Annotated in this window: 15 protein-coding genes; 9 read left to right on the top strand and 6 right to left on the bottom strand. The window is 60.6% G+C overall.

The genetic code is table 11. From position 1 onward, the window contains the following. Positions 1-5: 5 nt before the first annotated feature. The 3 genes from AC1DF8_RS10555 to AC1DF8_RS10545 all read right to left on the bottom strand — a co-directional run bounded on the left by AC1DF8_RS10555 (position 6) and on the right by AC1DF8_RS10545 (position 4560). Entirely contained in the window at positions 6-1931 is a 1926-nt protein-coding gene (locus AC1DF8_RS10555) for a hybrid sensor histidine kinase/response regulator (RefSeq protein ID WP_478153380.1), read from the bottom strand. A 77-nt stretch (positions 1932-2008) separates the two neighbouring features. Then, complete coding sequence (locus AC1DF8_RS10550) at positions 2009-3415, bottom strand: FAD/NAD(P)-binding protein (protein WP_478153378.1); 1407 nt, start codon at positions 3413-3415, stop codon at positions 2009-2011. A gap of 275 nt (positions 3416-3690) precedes the next feature. Next, positions 3691-4560, bottom strand: coding sequence for an aldose 1-epimerase family protein (locus tag AC1DF8_RS10545; RefSeq protein WP_478153376.1), 870 nt, complete (start codon positions 4558-4560; stop codon positions 3691-3693). A 312-nt stretch (positions 4561-4872) separates the two neighbouring features. On the opposite strand from AC1DF8_RS10545, the gene AC1DF8_RS10540 reads away from it, so the two are divergent. From AC1DF8_RS10540 to AC1DF8_RS10520, 5 genes are all read left to right on the top strand, one after another. Next, entirely contained in the window at positions 4873-6726 is a 1854-nt protein-coding gene (locus AC1DF8_RS10540) for an ABC transporter ATP-binding protein (protein ID WP_183850033.1), read from the top strand. A gap of 24 nt (positions 6727-6750) precedes the next feature. Next, entirely contained in the window at positions 6751-8646 is a 1896-nt protein-coding gene (locus AC1DF8_RS10535) for an ABC transporter ATP-binding protein (protein WP_112546131.1), read from the top strand. 193 nt (positions 8647-8839) lie between these two features. Further along, complete coding sequence (locus AC1DF8_RS10530; protein ID WP_112546130.1) at positions 8840-9145, top strand: hypothetical protein; 306 nt, start codon at positions 8840-8842, stop codon at positions 9143-9145. Positions 9146-9512: 367 nt separating this feature from the next. Continuing rightward, positions 9513-10553, top strand: a complete 1041-nt coding sequence (locus AC1DF8_RS10525; protein ID WP_113014516.1) for a LacI family DNA-binding transcriptional regulator — start codon at positions 9513-9515, stop codon at positions 10551-10553. A gap of 19 nt (positions 10554-10572) precedes the next feature. Then, complete coding sequence (locus tag AC1DF8_RS10520; protein ID WP_478153372.1) at positions 10573-11385, top strand: inositol monophosphatase family protein; 813 nt, start codon at positions 10573-10575, stop codon at positions 11383-11385. 6 nt (positions 11386-11391) lie between these two features. On the opposite strand, the gene AC1DF8_RS10515 is transcribed toward AC1DF8_RS10520, so the two are convergent. Then, complete coding sequence (locus tag AC1DF8_RS10515; protein WP_113114521.1) at positions 11392-12321, bottom strand: LysR family transcriptional regulator; 930 nt, start codon at positions 12319-12321, stop codon at positions 11392-11394. A 110-nt stretch (positions 12322-12431) separates the two neighbouring features. Here AC1DF8_RS10515 and AC1DF8_RS10510 point away from each other — a divergent pair, with 110 nt between their 5' ends. The 3 genes from AC1DF8_RS10510 to AC1DF8_RS10500 all read left to right on the top strand — a co-directional run bounded on the left by AC1DF8_RS10510 (position 12432) and on the right by AC1DF8_RS10500 (position 15965). Further along, positions 12432-13592 (top strand): FAD-dependent monooxygenase, encoded by a 1161-nt coding sequence (locus AC1DF8_RS10510; RefSeq protein ID WP_478153370.1) that lies wholly within the window; start codon positions 12432-12434, stop codon positions 13590-13592. Positions 13593-13604: 12 nt separating this feature from the next. Next, positions 13605-14441: an alpha/beta fold hydrolase gene (locus AC1DF8_RS10505; protein WP_478153368.1), complete on the top strand. Its 837-nt coding sequence runs from the start codon at positions 13605-13607 to the stop codon at positions 14439-14441. Between the two features lie 63 nt (positions 14442-14504). Continuing rightward, complete coding sequence (locus AC1DF8_RS10500) at positions 14505-15965, top strand: MFS transporter (protein WP_478153366.1); 1461 nt, start codon at positions 14505-14507, stop codon at positions 15963-15965. A 76-nt stretch (positions 15966-16041) separates the two neighbouring features. Here AC1DF8_RS10500 and AC1DF8_RS10495 read toward each other — a convergent pair whose 3' ends face one another. Beyond that, the gene (locus tag AC1DF8_RS10495; RefSeq protein WP_113210089.1) at positions 16042-17334 is read right to left on the bottom strand and encodes an MFS transporter; all 1293 of its coding nucleotides are present in this window, start codon (positions 17332-17334) and stop codon (positions 16042-16044) included. A gap of 176 nt (positions 17335-17510) precedes the next feature. Here AC1DF8_RS10495 and AC1DF8_RS10490 point away from each other — a divergent pair, with 176 nt between their 5' ends. Further along, the gene (locus AC1DF8_RS10490) at positions 17511-18776 is read left to right on the top strand and encodes a glycerate kinase type-2 family protein (protein WP_113210088.1); all 1266 of its coding nucleotides are present in this window, start codon (positions 17511-17513) and stop codon (positions 18774-18776) included. 35 nt (positions 18777-18811) lie between these two features. Here AC1DF8_RS10490 and AC1DF8_RS10485 read toward each other — a convergent pair whose 3' ends face one another. Next, positions 18812-19669: an urea carboxylase-associated family protein gene (locus AC1DF8_RS10485; RefSeq protein WP_113014523.1), complete on the bottom strand. Its 858-nt coding sequence runs from the start codon at positions 19667-19669 to the stop codon at positions 18812-18814. Between the last annotated feature and the right edge of the window lie 28 nt (positions 19670-19697).

Below are 19697 nucleotides of genomic sequence, written 5' to 3'. Positions count from 1 at the left end.
GGCGTCTATTGGGCAATGCGATTGATCGCCTCTGCCAGCTGCGCCTGCGAGAAGGGCTTGCCGAGCCGTTGTATGTCGGTGATGCCGGAGCCCTCGGGAATCTCTGCAAAACCGGTCGCAAGTATGATCGGCATATCGGGCCATTCATTGCGAATGGCCACAGCAAGCTGTGAGCCTGTCATGCGCGGCATGGCGTGATCGGAGATTACCAGATCGACGTTTTCGATGCGAAGAATGTCGAGCGCGTCAGCTCCGGCCATCGCCTCGATTACGGTATGGCCGAGATCCTCCAGCATGAGCGTGGTGTTCATCAGAACCAACCCGTCGTCGTCGACGGCGAGGATACGCAGCGACCGTGAGCAATTTGCGGCTTCCGGCACGGATTGTTCAGGTTCTTTTACGATGCTTTCGGCTCCCGTAACAGGAAACCACAGCTCAGCTGTCGTGCCTTCACCGAGCCGGCTCTTCAGCACGAGCCTGCCGCCGGACTGGGCAGCGAGCCCCTGCACCATCGAGAGCCCGAGACCCGTTCCCTTGCCGATGCCCTTGGTCGTGAAGAACGGAGTCACCGCCTGCTTCAGCGTCTCGTCGTTCATGCCTTCTCCCTCATCGGCAACGGCGACGCACACATAGTGGCCGGCCGGCATTGTACCGCCGTCAGGCACGAATTCCTCAGTGGCTCTGATCCGAATAGGCCCGCCGCCAGGCATGGCGTCGCGGGCATTGACGACGAGGTTGAGCACCGCCGCCTCTAACTGGTTCGGGTCAGTCGCAATCATCGGCAGGCTCTCGGGAAACTCGGTCTCAAGCGTGGCGATCGGACCGAGGGAACGCGAGACCATGTCCATCATGCCGCGCAAAAGCGCGGAGACATCGATCTTTTCGACCTGTAACTCCTGTCGGCGGGAAAAGGCGAGCATGCGCTGGGTCAGCGCCGCACCACGCTGCGCACCGAGCATGGCATTGTCGACAAGCGGCGCCAGAGCAGGATCCTGTGGCATGCGCTTCTTGAGGATTTCGAGGCTCCCCAGCACCGCCATCAGGAGGTTGTTGAAATCGTGCGCGATGCCACCGGTCAACTGGCCGATGGCTTCCATCTTCTGTGCCTGGAAAAGCTCTTCGCGCGTTTGCTCCAGCGCACGCTGCGTCTCCATCTTCTCGGTGATGTCGCGGGTGATCTTGGCAAAACCAATAATATCGCCGAAATCATCCTTGATTGCGTCGATAACAATATGCGCCCAGAAGCGCGAGCCGTCCTTGCGTACTCGCCAGCCTTCCCTTTCGAAGCGCCCGTCCCGGCTGGCAGTTGCCAGGGCCCGCTCCGGCAATCCGCCGAGGCGGTCCTCGTCGGTATAAAAGGTGGAGAAATGCCGGCCAATAATCTCTTCCGAGGTATAACCCTTGATGCGCTCGGCGCCGGAATTCCAGCTTGCTACGTGGCCCTCAGGATCCAGCATGTAGATGGCATAATCGGAGACGCCTTGGACGAGCAGACGAAACTGCTCCTCGCTACGCTTTAGCGCGTTCTCGGCGGCCTTGCGCTCCGTCAGATCGCGAGTGATCTTGGCAAAGCCGATCAGCTCACCGGAGGCATCGCGGATCGGATCGATGATCACATGCGCCCAGAAGCGTGTACCATCCTTGCGCTGTCGCCAGCCTTCACCCTCGAAGCGCCCTTCCGTCGCGGCGATTCTGAGCGCGCGAGCGGGCAATCCAGCCTCCCGATCCGCATCCAGATAAAACCGGGAAAAATGCTGGCCGAGAATTTCCGAGGCGCGATAGCCCTTGAAACGCTGAGCGCCCGAATTCCAACTCGTCACATAACCTTCAGGGCTGAGCATGTAGATCGCATAGTCGGTGATCGCATCGACAAGGAGACGAAAACGCCCTTCGCCTTGAAGAGACGTGTCATATCGATCCACGGCTTCCATCTGCCCCTCTAAACGAATTACCAGCGCAGCATAACGCCGGCTCAGGCAGATGGTTCCAAAGGAAGTGACGAATTTCGCTAAACCGCCTGGCTTCGTGGATAGAAGCGCTCCGCAATTCGATCGGAGGCCGCGTAGGCCTGCGTAACGATTTCGGGCACGAGATCGATATCCGGCAGACTGCCGAGACCAAGCGGGCCGACAGCAAAAAGCCCATCGATCGACGAGCCGTCGTCCAAGAACGTTTCGCCGCGGGCATTGACAGCCAGGCCAAGCGCGAGCTCGTCAGGCATGGCAAGGCGCGCCGCCAGCAAGCTTTGAATCAGTGGAGCGGAAAGATCAGGCGCATGGCAGCGACAATCGACGATACGTTCGGCATGGATGACTTCTTCGCTCGACGAACCGGCCGGCGTGAAGAACAGGCCGCTGAGACCTCTGCGCCCGGCGCGGCCACGCCTGAGCACTGTACGACCTTCGGCAAGTTCCCGCTGAAGGCGCAGATGCATCGCCTCCGGCAGGCGGTTGCGGTGACTGTCATAGATCGCCCGCAGATGCCGGTTGAATTGCCGCTTCTCACGCGCCGGCAGCGACCGCCAGAGCGAACGGGCATGCTTGCGAAGGCCGTTCATGACCGACTGCCAGCTTTGCCCCTCCTCTTCCGCTTCACGGCAGGCCTGACGGATGAAACTAACGATGTCCGGCAGGTTTTGCGGCAGCGCTTCGGCCGGAAAAACCGGATCGGCGGAATTTGGTGTGTGGCTCTGCGGCAGGAAACCATGTCGCGAAATAATTGTCACCTGCCCGGCATAACCGGCGTCGCGAAGCTGCAGCAGCTGGTCTACGACCCTGATACCGCTGCCGAGCAGCACCGTATGCGGCCGGGCGACGAGACGCTGCGCCCTGACCGGCGACACCTCCGGCTCGTCGACCTCGGGTCGAGGCAGGCCGTAGCCTGTCGCGAGGATCACGGTATCGAAAAGCGGATTGGATGGATTTGCGCTTTCAAGCAGGAATCGGCTGCCGTGGCTCCTGCGAATTGCCACGACCGGATCGTGGCAGACCTGGACGGTGATATCCCGGCGGACGGCGAGTGCTTCTGAAAAGCGTTGGTAGACATAGTCGCTGAAGATTTCACGGGGGACGAAGATCTGCCGGAAGCCGGGAATTGCGGCCGGCACGGCGGCGCGGAATTCGGCGTTGCTACAAAGCCAGTCGTTGAAATCATCGGGATCGCCAAGCGAAACGGAGAGATCACGCACACGCGTATTGAGGATGGTCGAAGACCTTGCCGACGCCAACGCCTGTCCGCCGTTCACCGTGGAGTTCGGATCGAAAAGCTGAAGGTGAAAAGGCGCGCGCACGGTGCGCATCAACGCCACCGCCATCATCATGCCGGAAAAGCCGCGGCCGACGATCGCAATACGCGGCACGGCGGAAATCTGAGCCGCCGCACTCGCCTTACTCGAAAAAAGTCCCTGAACCGTCATCTCAACTCCCTTGCGGCTCATCCGCATGTGTTTCGATCAAGGTTTCAACGCAGGACGTCCGAGGTCATGCGTTGGGCAGGTTCACGCGGCCACGCAAAACGTTCACCACCGGCTCGGGTTCCATTGGAAACCGGCCTGGCTGGAAAAGATCCTCATCCCAGCCGCATAGTCTATTAAACTAGTCGTGTATGAAAGCGTGAAAAGCTCAATGTGGCAAGAGGTTTATTTTACCACCTGGCCAACACCCTGATCCAAAACGGAAAACGAGCCCCCGCCTAGGCGAGGATTTCGACGGTGTAGGAAAAGCGCGACGTTTCGCCCGGTGCAAGCACCTTGGTGTAAGGGCGTCCCTCAAGATCGTCAGAACCGCCATTTTCGGCAGCCGTCCCGTGCCAGGGCTCGACGCAGAGGAAAGGCGCGTCGGGCTTGGTCCAGAGCGCCAGATTGGGCAGGTTCTCGAAGCTGAAATGCATGGACGGACCGCCCTCAACTCCATAACGCAGGCCGGGCCCCGCACCTTCCGGAAAGATCATGGCATCCTGCTCGAACATGGAATGGTCGAGCACAAGCCTGCCTGCCGCAAAAGGCGAAGCAAGTTTCTTCGGCGAGATCAAGCCGCCCTCAAGCCGGACGAGCGCCGGCTCGGCTCCATTGTCCAGCGTGACCGTGTGCGGCTTGCTTTCAGCATCCGGCAGCGGCCAGCGGAAAGCGGTATGAAAACCGAGACCGAAAGGCATCGGCCTGATATCGCGGTTGGTGACTTCGGCGGCAACGGTTAAAGCCCGACCCTCGAGACTATGGATGACGGCCAGCAGGAAATCGAATGGATAAGCCGCCTTCGTCGCCTCTGAAGCAGCAAGTTCGTAGCGGCAACTCGCTTCGGACGAGGATGACAGCGCGAATTCACTGCGACGGGCAAAGCCGTGCTGGCCCATAGGGGCGCTGTGACCGGCAACCTTCAGAACGTCATTCGGCGCCTTGCCGACCATCGGAAACAGGATCGGCGAACGGCCGGTCCAAAAGGCGGCGTCGCCGTTCCAGACCCAGGAGCGGCCGTCGTTGGATGTCAGCGCCTGCATTTCGGCGCCGAGCGAGGAAACGTCGACAGTGAGAAACTGATTTGCGATCCGGACCGTGGATGACATCGAACGCCCTCTTCGTGCTGCTTGGCGAGCGGACCATACATGCGCGCGACATGGATTTCCACTGGCGATGCACAGCGCCGAGACTTTCGTTTTCCGGCAGACGAATCGGCCTGAGGCACGTAGTCAGCTGGGCGTGGCGGTAGCGTTACCGTTCAACGCGAGGAAGGCTCACGTAAAAATAACCAACTGGTGAATTCTTTACTTGAACCCCCTGTCGGAATCGGCAAATGTGGGTGCGCTATCAATCCCTTCATGGATTTGCCGTCTTTCCGGGCTCGCTTGGTCCGAGCACACATCTATTGGAAAAATACCGTGAGCAGCGATGCGTCCATACGCGCGACGAAGCCTTCGGCTTCGATGGCGCTTGCAACCGCGGCAGGGTGGGGCAAGGGCCTCTACACACTGTTCCGCATCACCGTCATGGCCTTCCGCCATCCTTGGCAAGCAGGTCTTGCCATCGGCGCGACCCTGATCGCCTCAACCTTCCAGCTCTTGATTCCCCGGTTACTCGGCCAGGCGGTCGACCATACGCAGGTGGCGCTTCACGGCGGCACGCTTGGGCAGCAGGCACAGGATGCGCTTTTGACGACGGCGCTGTTGCTGCTCGGCGCCAGTGTGCTCCGCGGCATCTTTACGATGATCCAGAACTATTACAGCGAGGCGGTCGGCCACCATATGGGCTATGAGCTGCGCCTTGCCTGCTACGAAAAGATCCAGCGTCTCTCTTTTTCCTTCCACGACACCGTGCATTCGGGCGACCTCATCACTGTCGGCCTGCTCGATCTGGAAGGCGTTCGTATGTATTTCTCGACGGCGCTCGTGCGCGTCTTCCTTCTCTCCATGCTGATCGGCATCGGTGCCTATATGCTCCTGTCGACTGACGTCGTGCTTGGGCTGTTGGCGCTCTCTTTCGTGCCTTTTGTCGGCTGGCGCTCCTCAATCACCCAGCTTCGCCTGCGTGCCACCTGGCTCGACCTGCAGCAGCGGCTGTCGGTGCTGACGCGTATCATGGAAGAGAATCTCGGCGGCATTCGTGTCGTTCGCGCCTTCGCAGCGCAGGATCACGAGCTTTCGAAATTTGAAGCAGCCTCGAAGAATGCGCTGGAACTTGCCCACCAGCGCGTCGGTATCCGCGTCATCAATACCAGTGCCATGACCTTTTCCTTTTTTGTGGCGATGGGACTGGTGCTGTGGATCGGTGGCGGCAAGGTGCATTCCGGTGAGATCACCGTTGGTACGCTGGCCTCGTTTCTGACTTTCATGACCATCTTGCAGATGCCGGTGCGCCAGCTCGGCCTGATGGTCAACGCCTTCGCCCGCGCCTCGACTTGTGGCACGCGCCTCTTCGAACTGCTGGACCTCGAAATTGCCGTGCGCGATGCGCCGGATGCCAAGGAATTGGCGGTCACGGACGGCACGCTGCGCTTCGAGAATGTCAGCTTCGCCTATCCGGCCTCGCCGATGCATGAAGTGCTCCATGACGTCAGCTTCGAAGCAAGGCGTGGCGAGACCATCGGCATTGTCGGCCCGCCGGGTAGCGGCAAGTCGACGCTCGCCCATCTGATCCCGCGCTTTTATGATGCGACTGCCGGCAAGATCACCATCGATGGGCAGGATATCCGCAAGGCGAAGCTGCAGTCGCTGCGCCGCTCCGTCGCCGTCGTGCAGCAGGATTCCTTCCTCTTCACCACGACGATCGAAAACAACATCGCCTATGGCGACCCCTGGGCCAAGGAAGGCCGTATCGAGCGCGCCAGCGAAAGTGCACAGCTCCACAATTACGTACTCGGCCTGCCGACCGGCTACGGCACGGTCGTCGGCGAACGCGGCGTCTCGCTTTCGGGCGGCCAGCGCCAGAGGCTTTCGATCGCCCGTGCGCTGATGCTGAAGCCAGCCGTGATGGTCTTCGACGATTCGACCGCAGCAATCGATGCGGCAACGGAGCAGCGCATTCGCAGCGCCATGCGCCGCTACGCCGCCGATCGGGTGACGATCATCGTTGCCCATCGCCTGAGCTCGCTGATGCATGCCGACAAGATTTTCTTCATCGAGGACGGCCGCATCGTCGAGCAGGGCACGCATGACGAGCTCCTGGCGCTCGGCGGCCGATACAAGGCACTGTACGATTTGCAGGTGCGACCGGGCGACGACGCTTTGAGCGCGTAAGAAACCGGCGCAGGAGGAAACAAGATGGCCGAGGAACTGGAAACCGAGCGTCCGGACGTTCGCGAGGATGGCAGACGTCCGCCAAGGGCGGTCGTCGGTTCGCAGCGTGTCGAAGAGGAAATCTTCGGCAAGGTCTTCGATTCCAATATCGTCAAGCGAATCTGGGCCTTCGTGCATCCCTACCGGCGTGATGTCGTCCTGTCGGTGATTTCGGTGCTGGTCTTTACCGGCATGCAGCTTCTCATTCCACTGATCATCCGCTACGCCATCGACCATGGCATGCAGCCCGATGACAATGGTTCCGCACTGACCTTGGCGATCGGCGCGTTCCTGATCGCGATCCTCATCAACTACGGGGCCAGCTATTTTCAGGAAACGCTAGTCGGCGGCGTCGCGGAAAACGTGCTCTTCGATATCCGCAAGGCAATGTTCTCCCATCTCCAGCGCGTTTCCCTCTCCTTCATGGACAAGACCGAGGTCGGCCGGCTGATGTCGCGCCTGCAGGGCGACGTCAACTCGATGCAGGAATTCCTGGAAACCTGCGTGTTGTCCGTCGGCGATATCTTCCTGCTCTTCGGCATCGTCTTCGTGATGCTCTATCTCGACTTCAAGCTCGGCCTGCTGACGCTGTCCGTACTGCCGGTTCTCTTCGTCGTGCGCCTGTTCTGGCTGCCGCTCGCCCGCAAATCCTTCATGGCGGCGCATGAAACCAATTCGGTGGCGAACGGCGCTTTGGCCGAAGCGATCCATGGCGTGCGCGCCGTCCAGAGCATGGACCGGCAGGAGGTCAACTTCACGCTTTACGACGACAAGGCGCATGCCAACCTGCTGACGCATCTGACCGCAGCCCGCTACGCGCAGATCATGGTGCCGATCGTCGACACGCTGACCGGTATCGCCATGGCGCTCGTCATTGTGGTTGGTGGTGCGCGCGTGTTGAACCAGGCGCTCGACGTCGGCGTGCTTGTCGCCTTTCTCTTCTACATCCAGCGTTTCTTCGACCCGATCCGTTCTCTGACCTTGCAATATTCGGTCATGCAGCGCGCAATGGCGTCAGGCCAGCGGCTAACCGACGTGCTCGACGTGCCGGTCGACATCAAGGATGCTCCCGATGCCAAGGTACTTTCGCCCGACATGGACGGCTCCGTCGAATTCCGCGATGTCGTCTTCGGCTATAATCCGAAGCATCCGGTGCTCAAGCATGTGAGCTTCAGGGTCAATCCCGGCGAGACGGTTGCCCTTGTCGGCCCGACCGGCTCGGGCAAGTCGAGCTGCATGTCGTTGATCCACCGTTTCTACGAGGTGCAGCAGGGACAGGTCGTTGTCGGCGGCCATGACGTGCGCGAACTGACACAGGATTCGCTTGGCCAGCAGATCGCCATGGTGCTGCAGGAACCCTTCCTCTTCACCGGCACCGTTTTCGAGAATATCCGCTATCACAAGACGGAAGCCACCCGCGAACAGGTAATCGAGGCCGCCAAGGCCGTCGGCGCGCACGACTTCGTCATGCGCCTGCCTCAGGGCTATGACAGCATGCTCGGCGAGCGCGGCGGCAATCTTTCGCTCGGCCAGCGCCAGCTTCTCTCCTTTGCCCGCGCACTGGTGGCGGACGCGAAGATCCTCGTACTCGACGAGGCGACAGCCAATATCGACAGCTATACCGAAATGCTGATCCAGAAGGCACTGGTGAAGCTGCTCGAAAACCGTACCGGCCTCGTCATCGCCCATCGGCTGGCAACGATCCGCGAAGCCGATCGCATAATCGTGCTTCAGAATGGCGAGATCGTCGAAAGCGGCAATCACCAGCAGCTCATGAAGAACGGCAAGCTTTACTCGAAGCTCTATAACCTCAACTACGCCTCCTTCGACGATATTCCCGAGGACGTGCTGGAAGAAACGGTAACGGAATCGGCGACCTGATGCCGCCAGTTGCGATTGCGCGTTTGACCCGGCGGATTTCGCCCTGAGGATTTCAGTGCAAAACACAGAATTTGGGTCTCCGCGCGCCGTTTATTGGTCGGCTTGCCTCAAAAGGTGCAAGATTTGAACGAACAAACGCCGCCGTGGAGCATTTTATGTTCTATAGGGGCGATTTGCGACTAAGGAGAATGTTATGAAGAGAATTGTTAGCAGTCTGTTGATTGCGACGGCCCTTGTGGGCTCGGCTATTCAGCCTGCTGCCGCCCGCGACCATCATCACCACGACAATACTGGCCGCGCCATCGCCGGCGGCTTGGCAGCGGGTGTCGTCGGCGGCCTGATCGGCGGCGCCATCGTCAACAGCGGCCCCCGCTATGTCGACGGTCCCCGTTATTATGATGCGGGTCCGCCGCCTCCGCGCTGCTGGTACGAGGATCGTGACGTCCGCAACCGCTATGATGGCGGCTATCATACTGAAACCGTGCGGGTCTGCGACTAACGGCTTCGAGAATCGCCTGATGCCCAAAGCGGCGTTGACCTGATCCACGGTTATCGCCGCTGCCTCTCGCCCCTTCGGCCGGGATTGCACTGCAATCCCGGCCATGTTTTTCGAGCATTGACCAAAGCTGCCGGCGACACACCAGTTGCCGCCCATTCCGGCCAAGCCGAACACCCTCATCTGTCATTCGCCTGCAAAGAACCGCCGTTAGTTGTCGGCCTGGGCAATTGCATGGCTGTGCGACATGGTTGTACCTATGCAACGGCAGAGAAATGAACGCAGGCGGCTCGCCCGACACCCGTTTTCAATGCTGACTGCTGATTCCAGAAGGTGGAATTTGTCGTGCGTGAGAGATTGAGGGAAGCCGATGACTGATAGTCCGGTGAACGACGGCAAGGCGCCAAAGAAGGAGCGCATGCGCTTCGTCAGCGCCGAACAGGTAGCGCAGCTTGCCGGCGTTTCCCGCTCGGCCGTTTCGCGCACCTTCACACCGGGAGCAAGCGTTGCGCCCGCGACGCGGGAGAAGGTGCTGCGTGCGGCTGAGGAACTCGGCTACCACGTCAACGATCTTGCGCGCGGCGTGCTTGCCAATCAGAGCCGCCTCGTCGGCATCGTCGCCACGAAACCGGAGATCGGGTTCCGCGCCCATCTCGCCGCCGCCCTTGCCAAGTTCCTGATCCAGCGCGGCAGCATTCCGATCCTCATCAACACCGGCCAGACCGAGGACGAACTGCTGGCCGCCCAGAAGATGCTGATCGGCCATCGCGCCGAGGCGATCATCATCCTGTCGGGCTCGCCGCCGGCGAGTTTCCTCGAGCTTGCCCAGCGCAACGGGCAGCCACTCATAGTGATCGGTCGTTCCGAGCCGGACGCAGACCATGTGCGCGCCGGCAATTCGGAGGCCTCCCGCAAGGCGGCGACCATGTTCTTCGAGGCCGGACGGCGCCGGCTGGCGGTCGCCGGTTCCAACACCGGTACGCCCAGCATCATCGAGCGCGAAAGCGCCTTTCTGTCGACGGCAGAGGGGCTCGGCGCCGAGGTCTTCATCGGCCGCGGCGCGGATTCGGACTATGAGAGCGGCACTACTGCGGGCCGCGCGCTGTTTTCAAAAGAAGTACGCCCCGACGCTGTCTATTGCGCCAACGACCAGATCGCCTTCGGGCTGATGGACCATGTGCGGCAGGAAATGAAGCTGCGGATTCCTGAAGATGTTGCCATCATCGGTTTCGACGACGTTCCCGAGGCGTCCTGGCTCAGCTATCAGCTGACGACCTTCCGGCAGGACCCGCTCGTCATGGCGATGCGCGCCGTCGAACTGATGGAACGGCGCTTGGCAAATCCGGACTTGTCACCGGGCTATGAACGGGTCATTCCAGAGCTCATCATCCGCCAGAGCTTCAGACCCTGATTCCCTTTGAAAGTATCTCATGCTTTGCGAATTTCCTGATGACGCCCGCTTTGTCCTTGCCAGGGATGTAATCCTCGATGCGGCGGGAAAAGCGCTCTCCAACTTTTCCGATCTCTCCTCGCTGGAAACCGGCCACAAGTTGAACGGCCAGGATGTTGTGAGCCAGGCCGACAAGGCCGTGGAGGCGATGATTCGTGACCGCATCACCGCCACCTTTCCCGATGACGGCGTGCTCGGGGAAGAAGAAGGTTTGGCGGAAGGCCCCTCGGGCTATCTCTGGGTTGTCGATCCCATCGATGGCACGAGCTGTTTCGTGCACGGTATCGACCAGTGGTGCATCTCGATCGCCGTCATGAAGGACGATGAGACCGTGCTTGGCCTCATCTGCCAGCCGACATCGGGCGATCTCTTCGTGGCGAGGAAAGGAGAAGGTGCCTTTCTGAACGGCAAGGCGATTAACGTCGACAAGACCACCAGCATTGGTACCGGGCTTCTTGGTGTCGGCGCCAATTTCCGCGTTCCGCTGAAGCAGGTGTCGATCTTCATCCACCTGCTGCTGGAGGCGGGCGGCATGTTTATCCGCAATGGCTCCGGTGCGCTCATGCTGGCACAGGTCGCCTGCGGCAGGCTGGCCGGCTATTATGAACCCCATATCAACGCCTGGGACTGCATGGCAGGGCTATTGATGATCCGTGAAGCCGGAGGCTGGACCGAAGCCTTCCCCGGCGAGGGCACGCTTTTAACCGGCGGCCCGGTCATCGCCGCAGCGCCCGGCGTGAGGGACGAGCTCCTGACGCTCGTCGGCCGCTCGCTGCAGGATGAACCGGCCTGAAATCCGCTAGGTTCGCGCGACCTCACCGGTCCCGGATGAGCTGAATGCGATCTTTTCCGTGAGATCGATGAAATTGCGGATGAGAGCAAGCCGCGCATCGGCCCGATGGGCGACATACAGCGGCAGGGGTGGGAGTTCGCCGGGCAATAGCGGCCGATAGACCACAGATTCCTGATGAAGCACCCGCATTGACGCCGGCACCACCGTAAGGCCACGGCCACCGGCCACCAGATTGATGGCGGCGATGATTCGAGAAACCTCATCGACGATCCGTGGTGTAACGCCGGCGCTACGGAAAGTTTCGGTAAGTCGTTCGAATATCCCAGGCCCGTCCGTGCGCCGGTAAACGACCATATCGACACCATGGAGCATATCGAGCGTCATGGGTTTATCTTCCGCCTTCGCATAGGGGTGGCTGCGCGGGACTGCGACCAGCATATCCTCTTCGGATAGAGCCCGTGCGGTCAGCTCCGGAAAGCGCTTCGCATCGATGTGCAGCAGCGCAACATCGATGCGCTGCTGCTGAAGGGCCAGAATCAACTCATAGGTCTCGCTCTCTTCGACAACAATCTCGGCAAGTGGAAAGGCCCGGCGAAACTGCTGGAGGAACTGCGGTGCCAGCACATGCAAAGAAGCCGAACTCGTAAAGCCGACAGAAAGCCTGCCGCTTTCGCCCTTACTGAAGCGCCGCACATTGTCGACCGCCAATTGCGCCCGTCTCAGGATATCGCGTGCCTCTTCGAGGAAGAGCTCGCCGGAACTGTTCAGTGCGACCCTGCGCGGAGACCTGTCGAACAACTGGACGCCCAGCTCATATTCCAGATCGCGGATCTGCTGTCCCAATGGTGGCTGCTGGATGTGCAGACGCTCGGCAGCGCGATTAAAACTGCCCTCCTCGGCAACCGCCACGAAATATCTGAGATGCCGGAGTTCCATCGGATCACCTAGAACTTTTTGAGTTTAAGTGTTGAACAATATAAATATTTTACATGCAGAAGTCACGCTTCTAAGCTTCTCCCAACTTGAACACATCAGGAGGAGACGACATGGCCAAGAGCAAACCGAAGATCGCGATCATTGGCGCCGGCATGGGCGGGCTTGCCGCTGCGGCGACGCTGCGTAAAGTCGGCATCGACGTCCAGGTTTACGAGCAGGCACCGAAATTCGCGCGCGTCGGCGCCGGCATCCAGATGCTGCCCAATTCGTCGCATGTGCTACGCGGCATCGGCGTACTCGACCGGCTCAAGAAGACTGCCTTCGAACCCTATTCCCATCTCAATCGCGTGTGGGACACCGGCGAGATCAAGCGCGAGCTGCCGATGCCGGAAAGCCTCTATGGCGCACCGTTTCTCTGCATGCATCGCGCCGATCTGCACGAGGCACTCTACTCCGTGCTTCCGCCCGAGATCGTCCATCTCGGCAAGAAGCTCGTCGGTCTTGATCAGAAAAACGACGGCGTCAGCCTGTCCTTCGCCGACGGCACCAAGGTCGAAGCAGACGCGGTCATTGCCGCTGATGGCGTTCACTCGCTGGTGCGCGAAATCATCGTCGGTCCCGACGCACCGCTGCACAAGGGGCGTATTGCCTACCGCGCAGTCTTCGATGCCAGCCTGATGAACGGTGGCTCGATCGCGCCTTCGCGAACGAAATGGTGGGGCCTCGACCGGCACATCGTCATTTACTACACGGCCGCAGACCGCAGCTCGCTCTATTTCGTCACAAGCGTTCCCGAATCCGCCGACTGGATGACGGCTGAATCCTGGTCGGCGAAGGGCGACGTCAAGGAATTGAGAGCCGCCTATGAAGGCTTCCATCCGGAAGTACAAATGGTTCTCAACGCCTGCCCGGATTGCCACAAATGGGCAATTCTCGAACGCGAGCCGCTGCCGCGCTGGAGCGATGGCCGCGTTGTACTTCTCGGTGACGCCTGCCATCCGATGACGCCCTACATGGCCCAGGGTGCGGCAACCTCGATTGAGGACGCCGCCGTGCTGGCGCGCTGCCTTGAGGCCGTCGACAATGACGATATCGAAGGCGCCTTCCGCCGCTACGAGGCGAACCGCAAGCCGCGTACGTCTCGCATTCAGGCCATCTCCAGCGCCAACACATGGATGTCGGGCGGTAACGACGATACGACGTGGCTCTACGGCTATGACGCCTGGAACGTGCCGCTTGCCGGCGAAAACGAGCTGGCCATGGCCGGCTGATCGGAACAGCAGATGTTGCAGCAAGAAACCCGTGAGATGGACGGTCACTACGAGTTCGTGACCGTCTCGGATGAGGCGACCATCGCCTTCCGGCATTATGGCACGCCCGGAAAGCCGCGCCTGCTGTTGATCCATTCGCTTGCCCTTGACGGCAGTATCTGGACGGACGTCATCTCAGGCCTGCAGGGTCAGGCGGCGATCATCTGCATCGACTGTCGAGGGCATGGCTGGAGCAGCCGTGCGCCCCTTTCCTACGCCATCGAACGCTACGCCGATGACGTCGCCGAGGTTCTGGACAAGGCCGGCTGGGATAAGGTGATCGTTGCCGGCTGTTCGATGGGAGGCTGCATCACGCAGGCTTTTGCCGCGCGCCACCCTGAACGCGTTTCGGCAATGGTCCTTATCGATACCACCGCCTGGTACGGAGAAAAGGCACCTGAAGAATGGCGGGCACGGGCTCAGAAAGCGCGGGCCGAAGGCCTCGCCTCGATGGCCGCCTTCCAGGCGACCCGCTGGTTTGGCGACCGTTTCAGGGCGGATAATCCACGCAAGATCCAGGAGATGATGGAGATCTTTGTCCGCAACGATCTCGATGCCTATGAGGCGACCTGCATCATGCTCGGCGATGCCGATCTACGCAGTGCGCTTTCCAGCTTTCACTTCCCTGTTTCGGTCATTGTCGGGGAAGAAGACTATGCAACCCCGATCGAGAGCGCACGCCAGCTTGCGGACGCAATCCCTGGGGCTTCCCTGACGATCCTGCCAGGCGCCCGGCATCTGACGCCAATCGAATGTAGCGACGTCATCGCAAAGGCGATCGGCAAGATGATTGAAGCTGTCGCCCAATAGGGTGAAACTGGCGGCGGGGGGATGCCGCCGGCCTGTTAAACCGTGCCGATCTGGGAGGATGATATGCACGACAACAATAGCATACTGGTTGCCGGGTCGGCTGCAGGCGATGTTTCGCACGACGGCCCGCAACAGACACGACCGGCAGGCCGCGCCGCGTTTCTGACGGCCCGTTTCGAAGCGATCCCTTTTACGCCCTGGCATCGCCGGGCGCGTATCATCATGGGGAGCGCTACGTTCCTCGACGCCTTCGATGCGCTTTCGCTGGCCTTCGTTCTACCGATCCTGATCAAGCTCTGGGCCCTGACGCCGGCTCAGATCGGCTGGATGATCGCGGCAAGCTATATCGGCCAGCTCGTCGGCGCCCTTATCTTCAGCCGTCTTGCGGAAACGCTCGGCCGCGTCCACATGGCCGCCTCCGCCACCGCACTGATGTCGGTCATGAGTGTCGCCTGCATTATGGCCGGCAATTTCCATATGCTGTTCATCTGCCGTCTGATCCAGGGCATTGGTGTCGGCGGCGAAATGCCCGTTGCCGCCACCTATATCAGCGAGCTCCTGCGCGCCAAGGGTCGCGGTCGCAACTTCATGCTCTACGAGCTGATCTTTCCGATAGGCCTGATGGTAACAGGCCAGGTCGGCACAGTGATCGTGCCGATCTTCGGCTGGAAATCATTGTTCCTGCTTGGCGGGATTCCCGGTCTGCTGATTGCCTATCTGCTCTATCGGCTGCCGGAATCACCGCGCTGGCTGATCGGTCAGGGCCGCCTCGACGAAGCTGAAAAAGTGATCCGCCAGGCCGAGGAAAGCGCACGGCGCAAGGATCCCGGCTATTCCTTCGACGACCGCGCCTATAACGAAGCGACGCTGGCGCTCGGAGGGCAAAGTCAGACGGCGGCACCTCAACCACGCAGCCGCTGGCGGGAACTGCTGTCACCGACGTTCCGCATGCGCACCGTCGTCGCCTGGGTCCTCTGGGCGAGCTCGTTCTTCGTGGCCAACAGCCTGAACAACTGGATGCCGACGCTCTATCACACCGTCTATTCGCTGGAACTCGGCAGCGCGCTGAGGGCAGCCTCGATGACCAATGTCGCGCAGGTCGTCATCCTGCTTGTCTGCGCCTTCTGCATCGACCGTGTCGGGCGGCGCACCTGGGCCGTCGTCTCCTTCCTGATCGGCGCTGTACTCTTGGCCGCACTCGCCGGCGGTGGTGCAAACAGCCTTTGGTCGCTCATTCTGCTGGCGACACTTGCCTATGGCGTCGTCGGCTCCGTCAACGCCGTGCTTTATCTCTACACGCCGGAAATCTACCCGACGCGCATGCGTGCGGTCGGAACGGGCCTTGCCACATCATGGCTTCGCATCGCCTCGGCCGTCGGCCCGACGACGGTCGGCTACATGGTCGGCGCACAGGGCATCAAGTCGGTCTTCATCATGTTCGGGATCGTCGCTGTGATCGGCGCGCTTGCCGCAACGCAGATGATCGAGACCGGTGGGCGTAAGCTCGAGGACATTTCCTCCTAGCACTTGGCCGCCCGGCAGCGTTGGCAGAACGAAGCCCCGGTATCTATGATGCCGAGGCTTCGACATTTGCAAAGTCTCAGACGCCGCGCGGCACGGCGTCATGTTCCTTGCGCGCGATGATCATGGCGACAGCAAAGACGAGCAGCGCACCGGCGGCAAGGCAGATAGCGAGGAAGAACATCGGTGCAATCGTGCTCCCGGTTTCGTCCTTGATCCAGGGCACGACGTTCTGAGCGACGAAGCCGCCGAGATTGCCGACAGAATTGATGGCCGCGAGGCCGGCCGCAGCACCCGCCCCCTTGAGGAAGCGGGACGGCAGGCTCCAGAAGACCGGCTGTGGCGCGAAGATGCCCGCCGCGGCAATGCAGAGGAAAATGAACTGCAGCGTATTGTTCGGAACGAGCGCCGAGAGCAGCAGGCAGGCCGCACCGATGAGGGCGGGAATGACGATGTAGGGCGTCTTGGTCTTCACCTTGTCCGCAGCAGCCGGCACCGCCCAGAGGGCGATGGCCACCAGGATCCAGGGAATGATGTTGAGGAAGCCGTTCACGGTGTTGCTGACGCCGAAGGCTTTCACGATGGTCGGCAGCCAGTAGCTGAGGCCGTAGGCGGCAAGCGGAAAGGCGATGTAGCAAAGCGCCATCAGCAGGACACGGGGGTCGACGAGCGCCTTGAAGCCGTTCTCGGCATTGTGATCCATGCCGGAATTTTCGGACGCAAGACGATCTGCCAACCAGCTCTTCTCCTCCTTGCTGAGGAAATTTGCATTTTCCGGTCGGTCATAGAGATAGAAGAAGGTGATGACACCGGCAATGACGGCCGGAATGCCTGTCGCCAGAAAGACCCATTGCCAGCCGGCATGGCCGAGGAAACCATCGAGATCGAGCAGCATGCCTCCAACTGGCGCGCCGATGGCGTTGGCGAGCGCACTGAAAATCATGAAGAGGCCAACCATGCGGCCGCGAAAATCCGAGGGGAACCAGAGCGTCAGAAGGTAGAGGACGCCCGGAAAGAAGCCCGCCTCGCAGACGCCGAGCAGGAAGCGCAGGATATAGAACATCGTCGCGTTCTGCGTATAGGAGAGCAGTATGGTGACGATGCCCCAGGAGACTAGGATGCGCGCGAACCAGACGCGTGCGCCGAACCTGTCGAGGAACAGGTTGCTCGGCACTTCGAAGAGGAAATAGCCGATGAAAAAGAGCGAAGCTCCGAGGCCATAGGCATATTCGCTCATGCCGAGCGCATCGACCATTTCCAGCTTGGCGAAACTGACGTTCTGACGATCGATATAGGCAATGAGGTAAAGGATTCCGAGGAATGGCATGAGGCGCCAGGTAATCTTCGAGATCAACTGCTGTTCGTTGACCATTGCAAATTCTCCAAATGATTGTTGCTTTTCTCTTCAATAGATAGCCGCATCGGGACCATTATCAATCACACCGAACGGATGGGGACGGCTCTTCCATTGACAAGCGATATGTCGATTGTCATCGCTAGCAAAGCGGAAGCTTACCCCCCTCCTGCCGTATCTCCAGAGAGATCATCATGACCCAGTTCTCCCCCCGCGAATTCCTGACCAGCCTGTTTTCCGCAGCCGTGCGCGCTGCCGATCCGCTGACCGGCATCACTGCGCATCTGCCAAAAAAACCAAAGGGCAAGACGGTCGTGATAGGCGCAGGCAAGGGTGCCGCGCAGATGGCGCGCGCATTGGAAAGTGTGTGGGATGGGCCGCTCGAAGGCGTGGTCGTCACCCGCTACGGCTATGGCTGCGAAACGGACAATATCGAGATCATCGAAGCCGCCCATCCCGTGCCCGATGCTGCCGGCCTTGCCGCTTCCAGACGGTTGATCGAAACCGTCGCCGGATTGAGCGAGGATGACCTTGTCATCGCACTGATCTGTGGCGGCGGCTCGGCGCTGCTGCCTTCCCCGCCTGAAGGGCTTACGCTACAGGACGAGATTCTACTCAATGAGCTGCTTCTGGCTTCCGGCGCGCCGATCTCGGCCATGAACGTCGTGCGCAAGCATCTCTCGACGATCAAGGGCGGACGGCTGGCGGCTGCGACCAGGGCCCGCGTCGTCAGCCTGATCGTCTCGGACATTCCCGGCGACAACCCCGCTCACGTGGCCTCCGGACCGACTGTTCCCGATGGCTCGACCCGGCATGATGCGCTTCAAATTATCCAGCAATACAGCCTCAAGCTGCCGCAGGCTGCCATGGATCATCTGAATTCTCCGAAGGCCGATGCGCCACGGCCGGACGATGCGGTCTTTGCCGGTCACGAGCACCACATCATCGCGTCGGCCGGCGTGTCGCTCGAAGCAGCCGCCGAACTCGCCCGCTCGCAGGGCATCACACCGGCGATCCTGTCGGATTCCGTCGAAGGGGAATCGCGCGACGTGGCGCTGGTACATGCGGCAATCGCACGCGAGGTTGCGGGTCGCGACCGGCCTTTCACGAAACCCGTCGTCATCCTCTCGGGCGGCGAAACGACCGTGACTTTGCGCGCAAAGGGCGGCAAAGGCGGACGCAACGGCGAATTCGCGCTCGCTCTGGCTCTGGCCATCGATGGCTATAGCGCCGTCCACGTGCTTGCCGCCGACACCGACGGTATCGACGGTTCGGAAAACAATGCCGGCGCCTTTGCCGACGGGGGGACCGTCAAGCGGCTACGCGCCGCCGGTCGCGACCCGCGCCATGTGCTCGACGCCAACGACAGCTATTCCGGCTTCAAGGCGATCGGCGACCTCTTCGAAACCGGTCCGACCGGCACCAATGTCAACGATTTCAGGGCAATCCTGATCGTCTGACCGCTCCTTCATGAAGGAGTTTCTCGACGTGCTTGTTATCGATGCGTTCTCGGATAGGGATTTCTCACCGGCGGTGTCCAACCGGCAAGTGCTGCGGGATCAGGCTTCCACATTTCGACCTTCAACGGATAGCAGGCGGCCACATCGCTCGAATGGCTTGCGCCGCAATCGCCGCCCGGGCATGCCGACAGGGCACCAAGAAGATCGATTTCGGCAAAGAACTCGATGAAATCTCCCGGCCGTACCGGACTTGCCTTCATGAAATACTGGTGCGTATCCCTGGTGAAGCCGGTGCACATGAAGACGTTGAGGACGTCATGCACGTGCATTTCCGCTTGCTCGAGCGGCATGCCGCTCTCGGCCGCAAGCGCCCGCGTCAGGTTCGAATGGCAGCAGTAATGGTAGTCGCTACCCTTCAGCAATCGGTTGGTATAGGGATCGCAGCGCGTGCCGATGACATCATGAACGCCAGCTCCGTCATCATCCCACCCGTACCAGCCAAGGCTGTCATAGGTGATCGTCGCCATGGGGCGCAGGTAGGGCAGCGTACTCCAGAGACGATCGCCGACACCGACATGGGTTGCGCGCAATGCCCGTGTCTTGCCGCTGAAAAACCGTTCGGAGAGGTCCGCAGCGTTCCACAGATTGAGGTCACCGACCTGTGGGCCGTCGATACTGACGATGCGAAAGAAATGACCCTGCGGAACGTGAAAGCTGCCTGCCTCGCGCGGCGGCACGATTACCTCGCCGACCTTCGTCAGCGTTTGGCGGGCCGCCTCGAGCAGACCGAGATCGGCGGATGGCAGAGTTTCGACTGGGTAGACGACCACGGGCGGTGCTGACCGCCGTTCGGTTGCGTCGGAAGGAACTGGCACGATCGACTGTTTCGACATCCTGATATTTTCGCTCCGCTGGCGGCCT

Source organism: Rhizobium sp. 05N49, from assembly GCF_056396805.1.
This window is presented reverse-complemented; position numbering and strand designations above follow the sequence as displayed.

Coding starts and splice junctions, on each gene's coding strand:
- AC1DF8_RS10530 (WP_112546130.1), top strand. CDS start 8,840: ATGAAGAGAATTGTTAGCAGTCTGTTGATTGCGACGGCCCTTGTGGGC.
- AC1DF8_RS10505 (WP_478153368.1), top strand. CDS start 13,605: ATGTTGCAGCAAGAAACCCGTGAGATGGACGGTCACTACGAGTTCGTG.
- AC1DF8_RS10500 (WP_478153366.1), top strand. CDS start 14,505: ATGCACGACAACAATAGCATACTGGTTGCCGGGTCGGCTGCAGGCGAT.
- AC1DF8_RS10495 (WP_113210089.1), bottom strand. CDS start 17,334: ATGGTCAACGAACAGCAGTTGATCTCGAAGATTACCTGGCGCCTCATG.
- AC1DF8_RS10510 (WP_478153370.1), top strand. CDS start 12,432: ATGGCCAAGAGCAAACCGAAGATCGCGATCATTGGCGCCGGCATGGGC.
- AC1DF8_RS10545 (WP_478153376.1), bottom strand. CDS start 4,560: ATGTCATCCACGGTCCGGATCGCAAATCAGTTTCTCACTGTCGACGTT.
- AC1DF8_RS10515 (WP_113114521.1), bottom strand. CDS start 12,321: ATGGAACTCCGGCATCTCAGATATTTCGTGGCGGTTGCCGAGGAGGGC.
- AC1DF8_RS10520 (WP_478153372.1), top strand. CDS start 10,573: ATGCTTTGCGAATTTCCTGATGACGCCCGCTTTGTCCTTGCCAGGGAT.
- AC1DF8_RS10535 (WP_112546131.1), top strand. CDS start 6,751: ATGGCCGAGGAACTGGAAACCGAGCGTCCGGACGTTCGCGAGGATGGC.
- AC1DF8_RS10550 (WP_478153378.1), bottom strand. CDS start 3,415: ATGACGGTTCAGGGACTTTTTTCGAGTAAGGCGAGTGCGGCGGCTCAG.
- AC1DF8_RS10490 (WP_113210088.1), top strand. CDS start 17,511: ATGACCCAGTTCTCCCCCCGCGAATTCCTGACCAGCCTGTTTTCCGCA.
- AC1DF8_RS10525 (WP_113014516.1), top strand. CDS start 9,513: ATGACTGATAGTCCGGTGAACGACGGCAAGGCGCCAAAGAAGGAGCGC.
- AC1DF8_RS10485 (WP_113014523.1), bottom strand. CDS start 19,669: ATGTCGAAACAGTCGATCGTGCCAGTTCCTTCCGACGCAACCGAACGG.
- AC1DF8_RS10555 (WP_478153380.1), bottom strand. CDS start 1,931: ATGGAAGCCGTGGATCGATATGACACGTCTCTTCAAGGCGAAGGGCGT.